Origin of the sequence: Streptomyces fungicidicus, from assembly GCF_003665435.1 — a bacterium.
GTDB lineage: Bacteria > Actinomycetota > Actinomycetes > Streptomycetales > Streptomycetaceae > Streptomyces > Streptomyces fungicidicus.
This window is the reverse complement of record NZ_CP023407.1, coordinates 203,779-219,616: the sequence shown is the minus strand read 5'-3', so window position 1 is coordinate 219,616 and position 15,838 is coordinate 203,779. Positions and strand designations below refer to the sequence as shown.

Annotated in this window: 16 protein-coding genes and 2 pseudogenes; 6 read left to right on the top strand and 12 right to left on the bottom strand. The window is 69.4% G+C overall.

Annotation, left to right across the window (positions count from 1 at the left end; all coding sequences use genetic code 11):
- Positions 1 to 349: 349 nt before the first annotated feature.
- The 3 genes from CNQ36_RS00805 to CNQ36_RS00795 all read left to right on the top strand — a co-directional run bounded on the left by CNQ36_RS00805 (position 350) and on the right by CNQ36_RS00795 (position 2,115).
- On the top strand, positions 350 to 1,063 hold the full coding sequence (locus CNQ36_RS00805) for an HAD family hydrolase (protein WP_121544500.1): 714 nt from the start codon (positions 350 to 352) through the stop codon (positions 1,061 to 1,063).
- A gap of 113 nt (positions 1,064 to 1,176) precedes the next feature.
- Positions 1,177 to 1,413 (top strand): hypothetical protein, encoded by a 237-nt coding sequence (locus CNQ36_RS00800; RefSeq protein ID WP_121548311.1) that lies wholly within the window; start codon positions 1,177 to 1,179, stop codon positions 1,411 to 1,413.
- Positions 1,414 to 1,554: 141 nt separating this feature from the next.
- Positions 1,555 to 2,115: a DUF4383 domain-containing protein gene (locus CNQ36_RS00795; RefSeq protein ID WP_121544499.1), complete on the top strand. Its 561-nt coding sequence runs from the start codon at positions 1,555 to 1,557 to the stop codon at positions 2,113 to 2,115.
- Between the two features lie 54 nt (positions 2,116 to 2,169).
- Here CNQ36_RS00795 and CNQ36_RS00790 read toward each other — a convergent pair whose 3' ends face one another.
- From CNQ36_RS00790 to CNQ36_RS00775, 4 genes and pseudogenes are all read right to left on the bottom strand, one after another.
- Positions 2,170 to 4,122 (bottom strand): APC family permease, encoded by a 1,953-nt coding sequence (locus tag CNQ36_RS00790; RefSeq protein WP_163013169.1) that lies wholly within the window; start codon positions 4,120 to 4,122, stop codon positions 2,170 to 2,172.
- Positions 4,123 to 4,238: 116 nt separating this feature from the next.
- A complete protein-coding gene (locus CNQ36_RS00785) occupies positions 4,239 to 6,008 on the bottom strand; it encodes a phosphatidylglycerol lysyltransferase domain-containing protein (protein WP_121544498.1) in 1,770 nt (589 codons plus the stop codon).
- Positions 6,009 to 6,083: 75 nt separating this feature from the next.
- Positions 6,084 to 6,349, bottom strand: a pseudogene (locus CNQ36_RS35780) (isocitrate/isopropylmalate family dehydrogenase); the annotation flags it as partial.
- Between the two features lie 264 nt (positions 6,350 to 6,613).
- On the bottom strand, positions 6,614 to 7,600 hold the full coding sequence (locus CNQ36_RS00775; RefSeq protein ID WP_121544497.1) for an alpha/beta fold hydrolase: 987 nt from the start codon (positions 7,598 to 7,600) through the stop codon (positions 6,614 to 6,616).
- 142 nt (positions 7,601 to 7,742) lie between these two features.
- Here CNQ36_RS00775 and CNQ36_RS00770 point away from each other — a divergent pair, with 142 nt between their 5' ends.
- Positions 7,743 to 8,354, top strand: coding sequence for a helix-turn-helix domain-containing protein (locus CNQ36_RS00770; protein ID WP_121544496.1), 612 nt, complete (start codon positions 7,743 to 7,745; stop codon positions 8,352 to 8,354).
- Between the two features lie 67 nt (positions 8,355 to 8,421).
- Here CNQ36_RS00770 and CNQ36_RS00765 read toward each other — a convergent pair.
- Both CNQ36_RS00765 and CNQ36_RS00760 read right to left on the bottom strand, forming a co-directional pair.
- Positions 8,422 to 8,595 (bottom strand): annotated as a pseudogene (locus tag CNQ36_RS00765) (MarR family transcriptional regulator); the annotation flags it as partial.
- A gap of 174 nt (positions 8,596 to 8,769) precedes the next feature.
- Positions 8,770 to 9,159 carry a nuclear transport factor 2 family protein gene (locus tag CNQ36_RS00760; RefSeq protein ID WP_121548309.1) on the bottom strand — a complete coding sequence of 130 codons (390 nt, stop codon included), beginning with the start codon at positions 9,157 to 9,159 and terminating at the stop codon, positions 8,770 to 8,772.
- Positions 9,160 to 9,245: 86 nt separating this feature from the next.
- Between CNQ36_RS00760 and CNQ36_RS00755 the strand changes: the two genes are divergently transcribed.
- A complete protein-coding gene (locus CNQ36_RS00755) occupies positions 9,246 to 10,073 on the top strand; it encodes a helix-turn-helix domain-containing protein (RefSeq protein ID WP_121548308.1) in 828 nt (275 codons plus the stop codon).
- Here CNQ36_RS00755 and CNQ36_RS00750 read toward each other — a convergent pair.
- Positions 10,054 to 10,446, bottom strand: a complete 393-nt coding sequence (locus CNQ36_RS00750) for a winged helix-turn-helix transcriptional regulator (protein ID WP_121544495.1) — start codon at positions 10,444 to 10,446, stop codon at positions 10,054 to 10,056. The two genes, CNQ36_RS00755 and CNQ36_RS00750, sit on opposite strands and share 20 nt — an antisense overlap.
- Before the next feature lie 76 nt (positions 10,447 to 10,522).
- Between CNQ36_RS00750 and CNQ36_RS00745 the strand changes: the two genes are divergently transcribed.
- The gene (locus CNQ36_RS00745; protein ID WP_004936639.1) at positions 10,523 to 10,933 is read left to right on the top strand and encodes a RidA family protein; all 411 of its coding nucleotides are present in this window, start codon (positions 10,523 to 10,525) and stop codon (positions 10,931 to 10,933) included.
- Between the two features lie 69 nt (positions 10,934 to 11,002).
- Here CNQ36_RS00745 and CNQ36_RS00740 read toward each other — a convergent pair whose 3' ends face one another.
- The 5 genes from CNQ36_RS00740 to CNQ36_RS00720 form a co-directional block, all read right to left on the bottom strand.
- Positions 11,003 to 11,761 carry a GntR family transcriptional regulator gene (locus CNQ36_RS00740; protein WP_121544494.1) on the bottom strand — a complete coding sequence of 253 codons (759 nt, stop codon included), beginning with the start codon at positions 11,759 to 11,761 and terminating at the stop codon, positions 11,003 to 11,005.
- A gap of 111 nt (positions 11,762 to 11,872) precedes the next feature.
- Positions 11,873 to 12,586, bottom strand: coding sequence for a deoxyribose-phosphate aldolase (gene deoC / locus CNQ36_RS00735; protein WP_121544493.1), 714 nt, complete (start codon positions 12,584 to 12,586; stop codon positions 11,873 to 11,875).
- Positions 12,587 to 12,706: 120 nt separating this feature from the next.
- Positions 12,707 to 13,162 carry a D-ribose pyranase gene (gene rbsD / locus CNQ36_RS00730; RefSeq protein ID WP_121544492.1) on the bottom strand — a complete coding sequence of 152 codons (456 nt, stop codon included), beginning with the start codon at positions 13,160 to 13,162 and terminating at the stop codon, positions 12,707 to 12,709.
- A 64-nt stretch (positions 13,163 to 13,226) separates the two neighbouring features.
- Positions 13,227 to 14,795, bottom strand: a complete 1,569-nt coding sequence (locus tag CNQ36_RS00725; protein ID WP_121544491.1) for a sugar ABC transporter ATP-binding protein — start codon at positions 14,793 to 14,795, stop codon at positions 13,227 to 13,229.
- On the bottom strand, positions 14,795 to 15,826 hold the full coding sequence (locus tag CNQ36_RS00720) for a sugar ABC transporter substrate-binding protein (RefSeq protein ID WP_004936653.1): 1,032 nt from the start codon (positions 15,824 to 15,826) through the stop codon (positions 14,795 to 14,797). The genes CNQ36_RS00725 and CNQ36_RS00720 overlap by 1 nt, the downstream gene beginning before the upstream one ends.
- Positions 15,827 to 15,838: the final 12 nt, after the last annotated feature.

The following is a 15,838-nucleotide window of genomic DNA, read 5'->3' as shown; positions in this document are numbered from 1 at the left end:
GTACGCCTGGAGCCCGAACGGCCACTTCCGTGCGGTAATTACGGATTTCTTTCGAATGGGAACGCGCGCGAATGGTAACGGACGCCATGTGTTCGGAGTGACGCCGAGCCCGCGCCCTCGCCTCAACGCATGTGCAAGGGGGCTGGGTTGACCGCACACAGCGACGTCACCGCCGCTGACGTCAGACGGCCGAAGGTCGTTTCCGGCGCCGGCCGAGTCACCGAAAAGGGTTATTGCCCGATTTGCCTGGACGGAAATAACGTAGCGGTCACTATCTTTCCGTTTCCAGCGGATAGCCGGAAATGCCGCATGCGTGCGTGCGTGTGCGCGCAGAGGCGAAGGAGGCCCTGTGTCCGCCACAGACGACCACTTGCTCAACTGGTCGCCCGAGGCCGTCGTCTTCGACTGCGACGGCACCCTGATGGACAGCGAACGCCACTGGCAGGAGGCCCGCAGCCTGGCCTTCCGGGAGCACGGACTTCAACCACCGCCCGGGTTCGCGGAGCAGGCCCTGGGCCTGCACTACGAGGACTGCGGCCGGCTCATGGCGCAGTCCGTGCACAAGCCCGAACTGATCGAGGACCTGACAGCCGCGCTTCTCGACCACTTCCTGGCACTCGTCACCGAGGAACCGGTGACGATGCCGGGTGCGGCGCGGCTCGTACGGCTGCTCTCCGGCCGGCTGCCGCTGGCGGTGGCCAGCAACTGCCCGAGGGTGGTGGTCGAGGGCAGCCTGGAGCGGGCCGGACTGAGCGCACACTTCCGGTACATCGTCGTCCCCGACCCCGGGGACCGCGTACGCCCCAAGCCGCACCCGGACGTCTACGCCGTGGCGGCCCGGCTCTGCGGTGTCCCGCCCCACCGGGCGCTCGCGGTGGAGGACTCCCTGACCGGCGTGGAAGCCGCCCGCCGGGCCGGCCTGCGGGTCCTGGGCGTCGGCCCCCAGCCGCCGGGTGACGGCGCCACCGGCGCCGACCTCTGGATACCGGCGCTGGACGCCCCTGAACTGCTGGCCTGGGCCCAGGCGCCCGACGGCCCGCGGGGGAGACAGGAGCCTGGATAGCGTCGTCCGTCCAGCGGACGCGTGGGCCGCCGCGCCCCGGGACGGCGTGAGTCCCGGGAAGTGAGGTGAAGGATTCCGCCATGCCCCCGGGGAAGAGGGGCACGCGCGGGCTCATGACACTGCCGAAGCCCCTGAAGAACGCCCTGATCGTCGTGTTGACCTACGCCGTCGTCGTCTTGTTCATGCGCTACCGGAGGGAAGGCATGGACTGGGGCCCCGCCCTGCTGATCGGTCTGCTCGCCACCCCGCTGGCCCTCCTGATGTCCTGGGGCCGGGAACGGCTCATCGGCAAGGCGCAGCGAACGGGCGAACGGGCGCGGGCTCGCCGCCGAGGCGAAGCGGCCGACTGACGCGGGTCCGAATGAGGGGGGTATCGACGCAAACTGCAACCGAACGACATCGCCGATCCGAAACAGCGGACAAGTACGTCGACGACGCCACAGCCCGCAGCCGGGGCCAGTACCCACTCCCCCCAGAAGGCAGGATCCGCGATGAGACTGCGTGAAGAACTTCCCGTCGACCACCGCCTGGCCACCGTGTACCGCTACGGTGCCGGTGGCTGCGGCGTGGTCCTGCTCGTCTTCGGAGCCCTCGGCTTCGCCGACAGGCTCAGCCCCTTCGACACCGACGGCACGCGTATCGCGGGCATGTCGACCAACGGCCTGCTCAGCCTGATCTCCCTGGTGTTCGGACTTCTGCTGCTCGTCGCCGCAGGCATCGGCGGCAACCTCGCCTCCACGGTGAACATGGTGGTGGGGATCCTGTTCCTCCTGAGCGGCTTCGCGCACACCTTCATCCTCGACCGGCCCGCCAACATCCTCGACTTCTCCATGACGAACGTCATGTTCAGTTACGTCATGGGCCTGCTCATCGCGACCTTCGGGATGTACGGCAGAGTCTCCGGCGGTCTGTCCCACGACAACCCCTACTGGCGCCGCAGGCACACCCGTCAGGCTGCGCGCGAGTCGCTGACGGCGCGGCGGGCCGACGCGAACGCCCTCCCCGCGGCCGCCCCACGGCCCGGCGCTCCCGCGCCCCGCGGCCGACGCTGACCCGCAGGACATCGCAACCCACCGCCCGCCCCGCCACACACCAGGAAGGAGCCCTCAGTCCAGCTCGGGCACATGGCCCGATTCCAGCAGCCGCACGGCGCGTGATGCGTCGAACGGCAGGATCGTCACCGCGACGTGCGGCAGCTGCCCCAGAGCCCTTGCCATCGTCTCGCCGGTGCCCCGGTGGAGGAGCTTGCCGAGTACGTTGGTGTACATCCGCCGTGGCACGAGTACCGTCAGCGAGGTTTCCCCGTCCTGTGTGGTGCGGAGGGCCAGCTCCCTCATAGCGTGCCGCAGCCGACGGTCCGGGCAGGCCACCAGTTCCAGCTCGACCGAGGTCGCGGAGGTCGACTCCCAGACGGCGGACAGTCGCCGTGCGTGCGCTTCGTCGACCGCCAGGTGCACCGCTTGGACCCTGTCGGGCCGCAGCTCGTGCGCGTACCGCAGTGCCTTCAGTGTGGCCAGGTCAAGCGTCTCGACCAGGACGAACACTTGGTGACGGCGTGCACGCGGCCGGTCCGCGCCCGTGGGAAGCCGCTGCAGAGCGGCGGCCTCGTGCCGGTATTCGCGGTTGATCCTGATCAGCGCCCACACGCCCAGAGGGAATACCACGACGACCAGCCAGGCGCCCTCGGTGAACTTGGTGACGGCGAAGATCAGCACGACTGCCGCGGAGATGATCGCCGCAAGCATGTTGACCGTGATCTTCACCCGGCGCAGCGGCTCGCGTCGGCGCAGGTGGTAGGCGGTGAGACCGGACCCGGCCATGGCGAAGGCGGTGAACACGCCGATCGCGTACAGAGCCACCAGCTTGTCCACGCTGGCACCTGTCACGAGCAGCAGGGCCAGCGAGAGAACAGCGAGCGCGATGATGCCGTTGGAGAACGCCAGCCGGTGCCCGCGCCGGGTCAGCAGCCGCGGCAGGAACCGGTCCTGCGCGACGAAGCTGGCCAGGAATGGGAAGCCGGTGAAGGGGGTGTTCGCGCCGGTGTAGAGGACCAGGGCGGTCGACAGCTGCACGAAGACCAGCCCGGCGGTCCCCACCGTGCCGCTCCCGAAAGCGAGCCGTGCCTCCTGTGCGATGACGGTCGGTGTGCCGTCGATGTACGGGACGGCGTGGGTGTAGTGCGCCAGGGTGGAGACACCCAGGACCAGGACAGCGAGCACACAGCTCATGGCGATCAGCGTGCGGCGGGCGTTGCGGCCCTGCGGTTCACGGAAGGCGGAGATGCCGTTCGAGATCGCTTCGAGCCCGGTGAGGGAGGACCCTCCGTTGGCGAAGGAACGCAACACGATGAAGAGCGAGGCTCCGTAGAGCCACCCGTGGCCGGGAGTGCCCAGCGGCACGACACCGGGGGCGTTGAGATCCGCCCGCGGCAGCCCGCCCGTCGCCGCGCGTACGGCCGCCATGAAGAGGACGAGACCGATGGCGGCCATGAAGAGATAGGCGGGCAACGCGAACATCCGGCCCGCCTCGCGGACTCCGCGCAGATTCCCGTAAGCGAGCAGAACGATGACCGCCACCGAGACCGGCAACTGCAGATGGTCCAGGCCCGTCCAGCCGTTGCCGGCCAGGTGAGCGAGCGAGATCAGGGCGTTGGTGCCGGCGGAGACCTGGACGGCGACGGTGACGATGTAGTCGACGAGCAGAGCCACGGCGGCGACCTGTGCGACATCCGGCCCGAAATTTTCCCGGGCGACCACGTAGGAGCCCCCGGCCCGGGTGTAGATGGTCACGACATCGCTGTAGCAGAGCGTCAGAAGCAGCAGCACCAGCAGGATCGCGCCGGTCACCGGCATGACCATGGTGAAGGCGGCTGTTCCGACGACCGGCACGAGGACACGGAGCATCTCCTCGGAGCCGTACGCCGAAGAGCTGATGCAGTCGGACGCAAGCACACCGAGCGCGGTCCGGTTGCTCAGTTTCTCCTCGCTGACACGTTCCGTGGTGAGCGGTTTGCCGAGGAGGTGTCGCTTGACGCGGTACATCGGCCGGTCGAGGGTCATGCCGCTATCAGAACGGGCGTTTGCTTCAGGGCGGGGCAGGCACCACCGGCAGACACTCACACGGAGGCCCGACCACCGCGGAAGGCGGGGAGATCCCCCCTTGAGGAGAGAAGGTGTCAATGCCCAGGGTCCGCATTTCTCACATGCTGCCGGTTGAGCCATTTCGGCAGTCCCGGCGCCTCGAGGAAACCCTCGGCGCGGGCGCTCGCCACGGTGATGCGCAGCAGGTCGGCGCTCTTCTCGAAGAGCAGATAGCGCGGTTCCCAGATGGGCCGGTACTTGGCGTTGGCGCGGTACAGCGACTCGATCTGCCACCAGCGGGAGAAGAAGCTGAGCAACGAGCGCCACAGTCGCAGCACCGGGCCCGCGCCGAGCCGGGAGCCGCGCTCGAAGACGGAGCGGAACATCGCGAAATTCAGGGAGATCTGACGGATTCCGAACTCGTCGGCGCCCTGGATCAGTTTCAGCACCATGAATTCGAAGAGGCCGTTCTCGGAGTCGCGGTCGCGGCGCATCAGATCCAGGGAAAGCCCTTGATCGCCCCAGGGCACGAAGCTGAGCAGGCCGCGCGGACGTTCTTCGTCATGGCACAGCACCATGACGCAGCGGCCGTCCTGCGGGTCGCCGAGGCGGCCCAGCGCCATGGAGAAGCCACGTTCCGTCTCACCGTCGCGCCAGTCGTCCGCGAGCCGGATCAGCTCGGCCATCTCCCGCGGCGGGATGTCCGCGTGCCGGCGGACCCGAACGGTGTAGCCCGCTCGTTCGATACGGTGGTAAGCCTGGCGCACACCGCGCATGGCTCGGCCTTCGAGGGTGAACTCACCGAGGTCGACGATGGCCTCGTCGCCCAGTTCGAGGGCGTTCAGACCGTGCCGGGCGTAGACGGTGCCGCCTTCCTCGCTCGCACCGATCACGGCCGGGGTCCACCCGTGCTCGCGGGCCTGGGCGAGCCAGCGGTCGATCACCCCCGGCCAGGCCTCCGGATCGCCGATCGGGTCACCGGACGCCAGTGACACCCCGCTCACCACTCGGTAGGTCAGGGCGGACTTGCGCGACGGGGACCAGACGACGCTCTTGTCGCGCCGCAGCGCGAAATACCCCAGGGAGTCGCGTTCCCCGTGCCGCTCCAGCAGCGCGCGCAGGCCTCGCAGATCTTCTCCGGTCATGGCGTCGACAACCCGCCGGGAGCGGAACGCCGCGTACAGGACCAGCAGGACCAGCACCGTGCTCATGAGGTTGATCAGCACATTGGCCCAGTTGGGGGTGGTGATGGCCCCGAAGCGAACGTCCTCGTAGGCGAGGGAGACCATGCGGAGCACTCCGTAGTGCCAACGCTCCAGGAATTTGGAGCGCCCGGCGTCCGGATCCGTGTTGGTCACCGTGACGAGTGCGGCGGCAAGCAGCGAACACGTCAGGAATCCCCCCACCGCGACCGAAGCCGCCAGCTTCGGATTGGACTGGTCGCCCTTCGCGTAGAACTCGCGCCGCCCACAGAGCAGGGTGGCTGCGAATAGCGCGGTGAGGAACACCGAGAACCAGTTCTGAGCATGCTGCCGGTAGACCGGCAGTCCCATCGCCAGGGCACTCAGAGCCAGAATCAGACCGGCGAGCACCAGATTGAGGATCCACGCCGCACGCTTGCGACGCCGCATGGTGACAGCCAGGAAAAGCGAGACGGCGCCGGAGAAGAAGCCCGCCGTCAGCAGGTAAGGCGTGAAAAACTCGTCGTCGTTGTGGCGCCGGATGTCGTTGCCGAAAGAGACCCATACCGCGGCGAGGAAGTTGAGGAAAGCGACGGCCCACAGATACCACACCACCGACAGATAGCAACGCGACGATCGGTGCTGCCGATCGCTGCTCTCCCGTTGGCCCCGACCATGCCTCATGGAATGACGATAGGAGGCCTGAGCGCCGTGAGCCCGCTCCACGACACCACCGGTGAGTTGCTCCGCCCTGCGGAATCACCTCCGGTCACGTCCGGCACGGGCCGCGGATCGGGGACCTCTCTTGGTTGAGGTGCCGCCGAGGTCGCGGGTGCGGGTGTCGGTCTTGGCGAGTACTGCGGCGATCGCGTCGGTGACATCCTTGGCGGCCCGCGGGTGGCCGGGGCGATGCCGATGGACCCGGCGACCGCGGCGGCGAGGTCGCTGAGGATGTCGCCGGAGAGGTTGCCCGTCAACAGAAGGGGGCATCTGGTGCGTTGGCCCAGAAGGAAAGGAACGACCAGGTGTGGGCTCCGATGCGACCGTGGACGACGATGCCGGCACATCGCTGGAAGTCCCTTGTTGCGGATTGTGTGACTGGCTGAAGTCTCCGTCCTCGTCCAGGCCTGCGCCTATGGCCTGATTGAGATAGCACTGAGCCTGTTGGACCGCGACCCCGGGGGCCCTCAGGGCAAGGCTCGGTCGACTGTCGGTGTAGTTGCGGGCGAGTGCTGCCTTGGCGCGGCCGATCGAGGCGTGCCGTCAAGCTGCCGGGCAGGCCGTGTGGTTCAGTCCTGGATCGTGGCGAGCCAGTCGGTCAGCAGGCTGTTGACCTCGGTGGGGCGTTCCTGCTGGATCCAGTGGCCGCAGCCGTCCAGGAGGTGGGAGGCGGACAGGGCGGGGAGGGTGGTGGGGTAGGCGTCGATGGCGTCGGCCATCCAGGCGGTGGAGGCGTCCAGTGCGCCGCCGACGAACAGGGCGGGCTGTGTGATCGGGGCTCCGCGGTGAGGGGCGAGGTCCTCCCAGTCGCGGTCCATGTTGCGGTACCGGTTCAGGGCGCCGGTCAGGCCGGTGCGTTCGAACTCCCCGGCGTAGACGTCGAGGTCCTCCTCGCTCAGCCAGGCCGGGAGCGGGCCGGCGGGGAAGCGGTCGCGCAGCCGACCGCCTCGGGCGACGAAATGCGGGTCGGGCTCGCCCTCGGCGGGCATGGTGTCGCCGGACAGCGCCGCGTAGAACCCGGCGAGCCAGCCCCGGACGTCGGGCTCGATCTCCGCCTCGGCGCGGCCGGGCTGCTGGAAGTAGGAGACGTAGAACTCCTGCTCGGGGCCGCCGATCCTGCCGAAGACGTCGGTGGGGCGGGGGCCGCCGGGCGGCGCGTACGGGACGCTCAGCAAGCCGACCGCGCGGAAGACTCCGGGGTGGAGCAGGGCGGAGGCGGCGGCGATGTTGGAGCCCCAGTCGTGGCCGACGATCACCGCGCTCTCCTCGCCGAGGGCGCGCACGACGGCGACGTTGTCCTCCACCAGGTCGAGCATGCGGTAGGCGTCGGTCGCGGCGGGCTTGGAGGAGCGGCCGTAGCCGCGTACGTCGATCGCCACTGCCCTGTACCCCGCCGCGGCGAGGGCCGGGAGCTGGCGGCGCCAGGAGTACCAGGACTCGGGGAAACCGTGCACGAGCAGGACCAGCGGGCCGGTGCCCTGCACGGCCAGGTGCAGGCGCCCGGCAGGTGCCTCGATGGTGCGGTGGCCAAGTGCGGTGGTCGGCGCGGATTGCATGGGGAGTTCTCCCAGGTCGCGGATGGGCGGCGGATACCCATTGATCATGCGGCGCGGCGGCCACCGGGTGCGAGAAGCGTTGCCATCCTGGCAAGCTTGCAGGCCAGGGCGATGAAGCGGCACGGCGGGAAGGAACAGGAACGTGGCAGAAGACGACGTGGCCCGGACGCTGGCGGCGATGGGGCCCCGGCTGCGGGCCGTGCGGGAGCGCCGCGGCGTCACACTCTCCGACGTCTGCCGCGCGACCGGTATCTCGCCCAGCACTCTCTCGCGGATCGAGACCGGCCGGCGCAAGCCCACCCTGGAGGTGGTGCTGCAGTTGGCGAAGGAATACGGAGTCGGCCTGGACGAGCTGGCCGGCACCGCACCCGACCCTGCGGCCGAGCCCCGCAGCACGGCGCCGTACAGCTTCGGCGACGACAAGGCGGTGCTGCCGCTGACCCGCTACGTCGGCGGCCTGCACGCCCACAAGCACGTCCTGCCCGCAGTCGCCCAGCCGCCTGGGCGCCCCCGGCAGGTGTCCCACGAGGGATACGAGTGGCTGTGCGTCCTGTACGGGCGGCTGTGGCTCGCACTCGGCGGTCAGGACCTCGTCCTGACCGCCGGGGACGTCGTCGAATTCGACACCCGTACACCCCACGCAGTCGCGAACGCCGGATCCGACGGACCGGTCGAATACCTGATCATGTTCGGGCCGCAGGGAGAACGTCCACGGCAGCGCACCCCTCCAGTAACTGGTCGCGAGGCCCGGTGACCTGAATACCCGGCCGGCGCCGGTGGTGAGGGTGGTTCCGACACGTCAGCCGGCTCTCCGTGCCCGCTTACTCGCCAGGTGGCTGTCGGCCGTGGTCCCTGACCGACTTCTCGATGAGGCGCGCGCAGGTGGTGGCAGCCACCCGCCGGTCGCGGGAGGCCGGCTCCCGGGTGAGCAGTCCGGCCTCCTGCATACGGCGCAGGGACTTGGACACGGGGGAGTGATCGAGACCGGCCCGTTCTGTGCCTGTCCGATGGTTGATCGTCAATGCGACGGGGGAGTGGATCGTGTCGGGCGAACTGTGGTCGCTCGATGGCGACGGGCCGGCAGCGGTCCCGGAGCGACGGAACCCTGGGCCGGACCCTGAGGCCCGCCCGGCTTCGCCGTGGAGGCCGGGCAGGCAGCGCAACACCGGTCAGCGCTCGTCGGGCTTCCACCACGACAGGTTGGCGGCTGCGTGGGCCACCGGCTCGATGATCTCCCAGGCTTCGGCGATCAGTCCGTCGTCGATCCGCCAGATGTCCACGACGGCGATCGTGGGACCGGGCTCGGGGAGCTCTCGCCGTGAGTGCATGACGACGTGGTCGCCCTCGGCCAGCAGGTGGTGGATCTCCACCCGCATGTCGGCGAGCGGCGTGAGTGCTGCGTGCACGGCGGCGAGCCATTCCGTCTTGGTCGAGGAGGTCGAGTCCGGCCTGTGATGGACGAAGTCATCGCTCAGCAGCGGTTCGAGCGCGTCGACGCTGCCCGTCTCGATCAGTTCCGCCAGTGCTCGTCCAACGATGCTCTTGTGGTCTGTCGTCATGGACGCAGTGTTTCCGCGGGCGCAGCGGTTGTCGATGAAGTCCGATGTCATGGCGCGCGGCTCCACGATGAGTACTGTCGATGACCATGCATACCGTCGGGGAGCTCTTGCGGCAGTGGCGGCATCGCCGACGACTCAGCCAACTCGATCTCGCGATCGCGGCCGATGTCTCGGCTCGTCACGTCAGTCTGGTCGAGACGGGCAAGTCCCGTCCGAGCGCCGATATGGTCCTCCGGCTCGCGGACCAGCTCGATGTGCCGTTGCGCGAGCGCAACCGGCTGTTGCTCGCGGCCGGTTTCGCACCCCGGTACGCCGAGCGGCCACTCGACGACCACGCGCTGTCGGCGGCCCGGGACGCGGTCGAAAGGGTGCTCCGCGCGCATGAACCGTACCCGGCGTTGGCCTTCGGCCGCCGGTGGAACATCGTGATGACCAATCGCGCGGTCGAACCGTTCTTCGCGGACGTCGACCCCGAACTGCTGCGGCCACCGGTCAACTTGGTGCGGCTGGGACTGGACCCGCGCGGGTTCGCTTCTCTGGTCGTCAACCTGGCCGACGTGCGTGCGGTGTTCCGCTCCCGCATCACGCGTCAGCTCGACATCGCTCCCGACGCCGAACTCGCCGCGCTCTACGAGGAACTGCTGGAGCCCGACTCCGAGACCGCGTCGCGCCGATCCGTCGCATCCGATGTGGTGATCCCGATGGTCCTTCGTCTCGACGGACGAGAGGTGCGGCTGTTCTCGACCATCACCACGTTCGGCACACCCTTGGACATCACACTGGACGAGGTCGCGATCGAGTCGTACTACCCCGCGGACACGGAGAGCGCCGCGTACTTCGAGGACGAGCCCGACGGGATCAAGCCCTTGCCTGGCACACGGCCGTTACGGGGCGTCACAGAACACCGGAACTGACACCGGCGTTCTCTTCTTCCTGCCCGTCGAAAACTTCGCGTGCGCGCTCGACGGCGGGCATGTTCTGCGTGGCCCACGCCAGCAGCACATCGATGGGGTGCCGCAGGGTCTTTCCGAGAGGGGTGATCCGGTACCTGACCGCCACGGGGCGGGTGGAGACGACCTCGCGCGCGATCACGCCGTTGCGTTCGAGCCGCCGGAGCGTCGAGGTCAGCGATTTCTGCGTGACCTGGGGGATGGCGCGGCGCAGCTCGTTGAAGCGGCACGGACGTTCGCAGAGTTCGTTGAGGACGCTGAGTGACCACTTGTCGAGGATCTGGTCGAGCAGTTCGCGGTGGGGGGCATCGATGCGGAGTTCGTCGGCGGTATCCATGGCGAAACCTGGTCTCGTTGAAGTGTCCTTCTTCTACTAAGTAGCCTACAGATACCTAATCGGAGGAGAGACACCCATGTCTGTTCAGCACTTCACCCCGGAAGGCATGCTGCAGCCGGTTCCGTACCACCACGTCGCCGTGGGCACCGGCAGGACGCATGTCCACGTCAGCGGCCAGGTCGCGCGCCAGGCCGACGGGACCCCGGTCGCGCCCGGTGATCTGGCCGGGCAGGTCGCCCAGGCGCTGCGCAACACCGCCGTCGGACTCGAGGGTGCGGGCGCGTCGTTCGCGGACGTGCTGCGCCTGACCTTCTACGTGACCCGGTGGAGCCCGGAGAAGATCGGCGACTTCATGGCCGGCGTCGAGGCCGTCGCCGAGGAGATCGGCCTCCGGCTTCCCATGCCTCCGGCCTCCCTCATCGGCGTCGAGTACCTCTTCGAGCCGGATGTCCTCGTCGAGGTCGAGGCGACCGCACTCCTTGACTGATCCCTTCGAAAGGAGTCCCGGTCGCCCCGGCACAGCCGCGTGGAACCCGGCCACCCTCGGGGTGTGCGGTCAGCGGCGCAGCAGGAGGGAGGTGACTCGGAGGCGGCCGCTGTGGATCCAGACGTCGGAGTACTCGACGGGACGGTCGTCGGCGAGGTAGGTGACTTGCTGGAGGTACTGGACCGGGTCGCCCTCGGCGAGGTCGAGGGAGGAGGCGACGTCGGGACCGGCGGCCTCGGCGCCGAAGGTACGGCGGGCGGTGGCGATCTTCAGCCCGTAGGTGCCTTCGAGGACGCCGAAGAGGCTGGCTGAGGTGAAGTCGATGTTCTCGATACCGGGCGCGAGGTCGGTGCGCACGAAGTTGAAGAGCAGGGCGACCGGCCCTTGTTCGGTGCGCCGGACTCGTACCAGGCGCAGTACGGGGGTGCCCGGGGCCACGTCCAGCAGGGCGGCGACCGGCTTGGGCGGCGCGATCAGCGCACACTCGCGCACCGTCGTCGTGGTCACCACGCCCTGGTCGGCGAAGTCCTCGGACAGGGTGCTCAGCTTCTGCGCGATGGCGGGCTCGATCGTCGTCGAGGTCACGAAGGTGCCCCGGCCGCGGACCTGGCGCAGCAGGCCCTCCTCGATGAGCGTGGTCAGCGCTCTGCGCAGGGTGCCGCGGCTGACGCCGAACTCCTGGGCCAGCTCCGGTTCGCTCTTGAGGCGGTAGTGCGGCGGCCATTCGCCGCTGGCGATCCGCAGCCGGATGTGCTCCGAGATCTGGACGTGGATCGCCGTGGGGACGTCCCGTTTGATGCCGGGGAGCCCGCCGTTGTCGGCCGTCACCGTGGTCGCATCTCCTCTTTCTGCTCTCACCGGGGGCGGAATGCCGCCCCCGGTGCGGGTGCCGTGGCCCCGGCCGCGGTGGGCGGCCGGGGCCACGGCGGTGGCGGGTGGTCAGTAGCTGGCGGTGGAGGAGTCTCCGGTGTCGGTGATGATCGCCAGGCCGGCGCTGGTCCCGAGCAGGCAGGCGCCCGCCCGCAGGAGCTCCAGGCCCTGGCTGTAGCTCTTGATCGAGCCGGATGCCTTCACCCGGACTCCTTCCCGTGCCCGGTCAACAAGGTAACGAACGCTGGCGGGATTCGCAGTCTCGATCTGGCCGCTGCTGGCGTTCTTCAGGAAGGACGCGCCCGCCTCCATGGCGAGTTCGACCGCGGCCTCCTTTTCGGCGTCGGTCAGCAGAGGCAGTTCCAGCATGACCTTGACGGGCAGGCCGCAGGCGCGCACGACGCCGGCGATGTCCTCGCGGAAGTCGTCGTAGCGGCCGCTCTTGAGCCAGCCGACCTGCACGCCGATGTCGAGCTGGTCGGCGCCGAGGCGGGCGATCTCGGCGGCCTCGGCGGCCTTCCCGGCGCTGGTCATGACGCCGACGGTCGGGAAGTCCAGGGCGGAGGCCACCTCGACGCCGGTGCCCTTCAGCTCGGCGACGACGACCGGCAGCCAGGAAGCGGGGACCATCGCCGCGTTGAAGCCGTGGGTGACGGCCTCCTGGGCGTGGGCGATCATCTCGTTGCGTGTCGCGTCCGGGTCGATCTTGGTGTGCTGGATGAAGGGCGCCAACTCGGCCGGGGTGAGGTCGAGTTCGGCGGGGATGACGGTGATTTCGGACACGGGGTGATCTCCCTTGGGTGGGGGCGGCAGGAGTCCGGCGGATCGGCCGCCGGTTCTTCTTCCTTGGCTGCCGCCGCGAGTTGACGATGGTGTCGGCGCGCGCGTGCGGGCCGGTGCGGCTCAGACCTTGGAGGCGTACTGCTCCGGGACGACGACGCCTTCGCCGCCGAACCAGCGGGGCGCGTCGACGCCGCAGTAGAGGCCGATGTTGCCCCAGGGCTCGAAGGCTCCGGTGCGCACCACGGCCTTGGCCTCGCGGGCGAGGTCGCCGAGGACCTCGGCGTGCGGGCGGGTGGTGAACTCGGCGCCGGTGAAGCGCTCGTGCAGCCAGGAGTCGAGGCGGGGATTGTGGCTCGGGACGTCGTCGGCGCGGACCACGCCTTCGACGACCAGTTCGTCGGCGATCAGGGCGAGGACGGTGCGCAGGTCGGGCAGGTTCTCGGCGAGCGCCAGGTCGATGCGGTGCGCGTCGCGCGGCACGGGGAAGCCCGCGTCGACGACGAGGAGGAGGTCGGTGTGGCCGAGGGTGGCGAGAGTGGCGCTGAGTTCGGCGTTGAGGATGCCGGAGCGCTTCATGTCGGGTTCCTTTCGGGTGGGGCCTTGGAAGCGGGGGAGTAGCGGGTCTGCGGGGCGGGCGGGGTCAGGCCGCGGCCGGTGCCGCTCCGGTGGCGAGGGTCATCACGGATTCCTCGGTGGCGTCGGCGGAGTCGACGACGGCGACGAGGCGGCCTTCGCTCATCACCGCGATGCGGTCGGTCAGGGTGAGGAGTTCGGGCAGGTCGGAGGAGGAGCAGAGGATGGCCAGGCCCTTGTCGGCGAGCGCGGTGAGCTGGGCGTAGATCTCGGCCTTGGCGCCGATGTCCACGCCACGGGTGGGCTCGTCGAGGATGAGCACGCCCGGGTCGATGGCGAGCCAGCGGCCGAGGACGGCTTTCTGCTGGTTGCCGCCGGACAGGCTGGTGATGGGCTGGGTCATGGTGGCGGTCTTGACCCGCATCCGCTTGGCCTGGTCGGTGGCGGCCGCGTCGAAGGCGCGGCGGCGGATCAAGCCGAGCCGGCTGAATGCCTTGGTGGTGAGGGCGCCGACGTTCTCGCCGACGCTCATCGTGGTCAGCAGGCCCTGGGCGCGTCGCTCGCCGGGGACGAACGCCAGTCGGCGTTCGACGCTGGCGATCGGGTTGCGCCGTGGGTAGGGCCGGCCGAGCAGTTCCACGGTGCCGCCGGTGCCGGGATCCGAGCCGAAGAGGTTGTGGAGGAGTTCGACGCGGCCGGAGTCGGGGAGTCCGGCGATGCCGAGGATCTCTCCGGGGCGCAGGCTGAAGGAGACGTCCTGGTGGCGCTTGCCGCTCAGAGCGCGGACCGTGAGGGCCGGTTCGGCGGCGGGTGTGGCGGCGGCTGTGGCGCGGCGGGTGAGCTGGCCCAGTTCGCGGCCGACCATGGCGGCGACGGCCTGGTCGGGGGTGGTGTCCTGGCTGCGCCAGGAGGCGACGTGGCCGCCGTCCCGCAGGACCTGGATGTGGTCGGCGAGGCGGAAGACCTCCGGCATGCGGTGGGAGACGTAGAGCATGGTCGTCCCGGCGGCCTTGAGCTTGTCCATGAGGGCGAACAGGCGGTCGGCCTCGGCTGGGGTGAGCATCGCGGTGGGTTCGTCGAGGATCAGGACGCGGCAGCCCCTGGCGAGGGAGCGGGCCACCACGACGAGCTGCTGGGTGGCCAGGTCCAGGGTGCGCACGGAGGCGCCCGGGTCCAGGCGGAGGTCGAGTTCGGCGAGGAGTTCGGTGGTGCGCTCCCGCATGCGGCGCTGGGAGGGGAACCAGCGGTTGCCGGGTTCGACGCCGCTGAGGATGTTCTCGGCGATGGTGCGGTCGGGCAGCAGCGACAGTTCCTGGGGGACGATGGCCACGCCGTGCCGGCTGAGCATGGTGGCCGGTTCGAAGGAGGTGACCTCCTCGCCGAAGACGGTGACGGTGCCCTCGCTGGGCGGCTGCAGGCCGGCCAGGATCTTGAGCAGGGTCGACTTGCCGGCGCCGTTCTCCCCGAGGAGGGCCGTGATGTCGCCGGCGGGGACGTCGAAGGAGACGTCGTGCAGGGCGCGGACCGGTCCGAAGTTGCGGGTGAGGCCCCGGATCTGGACGGCCGGCCCGTCGGCGGCCGGGTGCGTGGTGCGGTGCGGGCCGCCCGGGGAGGCGTCGTGGGGTGCGGGGGTCATCAGTCCTCCACGGTCGCGTCGGCGAGGTTGTCGGGGGTGACGAACTGGGCGCCGGTGTCCACGCCCTTGATCTCGGTGCCGTCGGTGAGGAAGTCGTGCAGCACCTTGACGGCCTGGTAGCCCTGCTCGGTCGGGTTCTGGCTGATGCTGAAGTCCAGGACGCCGCGCTCGATGTACTCGGCGGTCTGGGTGAGCAGGTCGAAGCCGCCCATGGTGATGTCGTCGGCCTTGCCGGACTGGGCCACCCACTTGGCGGCGGCCGTGGTGGAGCAGCAGTCGAGGCCGGCGACGGCGACGACGTTGGACTGGCCGGACATGGTGGACTCGACGGTGTTGTAGGCGCTGTTGGGCTCGTTGCCGACGTTGACCGGGCCGACGATCTTCAGGCCGCTGCCGTCAAGGCCCTCCTTGAAGCCGTTGAAGCGGTCGTGCGACCAGCCGGCGCCGGTGTCGACGGAGAAGACCACGACGGACTTGCCGTTGACGTCGCCCTTGAGGTCCTTGCGGAGTTGTTCGGCCTGGGCCTTGCCGGAGCCCTTGAGGTCCTGGCCGACGAATCCCATCTGCTCGGAGTCGGGGTTGTCGGTGTTGAAGGAGATGATGGGGATGCCCGCCTTGTAGGCCTGGCTGATGACGGGCTTGAGGGCGTCGCTGGAGGCGGAGGAGACGGCGAGACCGTCGACGGCCTTCTGCTGGATGAGCGTCTGGATCTCGGAGACCTGCTTGGCGGCGTCGCCGCCGGTGGGGCCGATGAGGGAGACGTCGGCGCCCAGCTCCTTGCCGGCCTTCTTCATGCCGGCGCCGATCGGCGTGGCGAAGGCGAGGGACGGGTCGTGGTAGCTGAGCTTGATGCGCATCGGCTTGTCGTCGTCGATCCGCTGCTGGATGTACGGGGCGAGCGTGAAGGAGCCGTCGGCGGAGCCGCCGGAGCCGCTGTCGGCGGAGGTGACGGCGCCGCACGCGGTGAGGCAGAGGGCCGCGGCGGCGGCGGTGGCGGCGGTGAGGCTTCTGAGGAGGGTGCGCGGGGACATGAGGGCTCCTTC

Bases quoted from the DNA above. Each gene is read 5' to 3' on its own strand.
- CNQ36_RS00795 (WP_121544499.1), top strand. From the start codon at position 1,555: ATGAGACTGCGTGAAGAACTTCCCGTCGACCACCGCCTGGCCACCGTG.
- CNQ36_RS00760 (WP_121548309.1), bottom strand. From the start codon at position 9,159: ATGACGACAGACCACAAGAGCATCGTTGGACGAGCACTGGCGGAACTG.
- CNQ36_RS00800 (WP_121548311.1), top strand. From the start codon at position 1,177: ATGACACTGCCGAAGCCCCTGAAGAACGCCCTGATCGTCGTGTTGACC.
- CNQ36_RS00755 (WP_121548308.1), top strand. From the start codon at position 9,246: ATGCATACCGTCGGGGAGCTCTTGCGGCAGTGGCGGCATCGCCGACGA.
- rbsD (WP_121544492.1), bottom strand. From the start codon at position 13,162: ATGAAGCGCTCCGGCATCCTCAACGCCGAACTCAGCGCCACTCTCGCC.
- CNQ36_RS00745 (WP_004936639.1), top strand. From the start codon at position 10,523: ATGTCTGTTCAGCACTTCACCCCGGAAGGCATGCTGCAGCCGGTTCCG.
- CNQ36_RS00750 (WP_121544495.1), bottom strand. From the start codon at position 10,446: ATGGATACCGCCGACGAACTCCGCATCGATGCCCCCCACCGCGAACTG.
- CNQ36_RS00790 (WP_163013169.1), bottom strand. From the start codon at position 4,122: ATGACCCTCGACCGGCCGATGTACCGCGTCAAGCGACACCTCCTCGGC.
- CNQ36_RS00785 (WP_121544498.1), bottom strand. From the start codon at position 6,008: ATGAGGCATGGTCGGGGCCAACGGGAGAGCAGCGATCGGCAGCACCGA.
- CNQ36_RS00725 (WP_121544491.1), bottom strand. From the start codon at position 14,795: ATGACCCCCGCACCCCACGACGCCTCCCCGGGCGGCCCGCACCGCACC.
- CNQ36_RS00775 (WP_121544497.1), bottom strand. From the start codon at position 7,600: ATGCAATCCGCGCCGACCACCGCACTTGGCCACCGCACCATCGAGGCA.
- CNQ36_RS00720 (WP_004936653.1), bottom strand. From the start codon at position 15,826: ATGTCCCCGCGCACCCTCCTCAGAAGCCTCACCGCCGCCACCGCCGCC.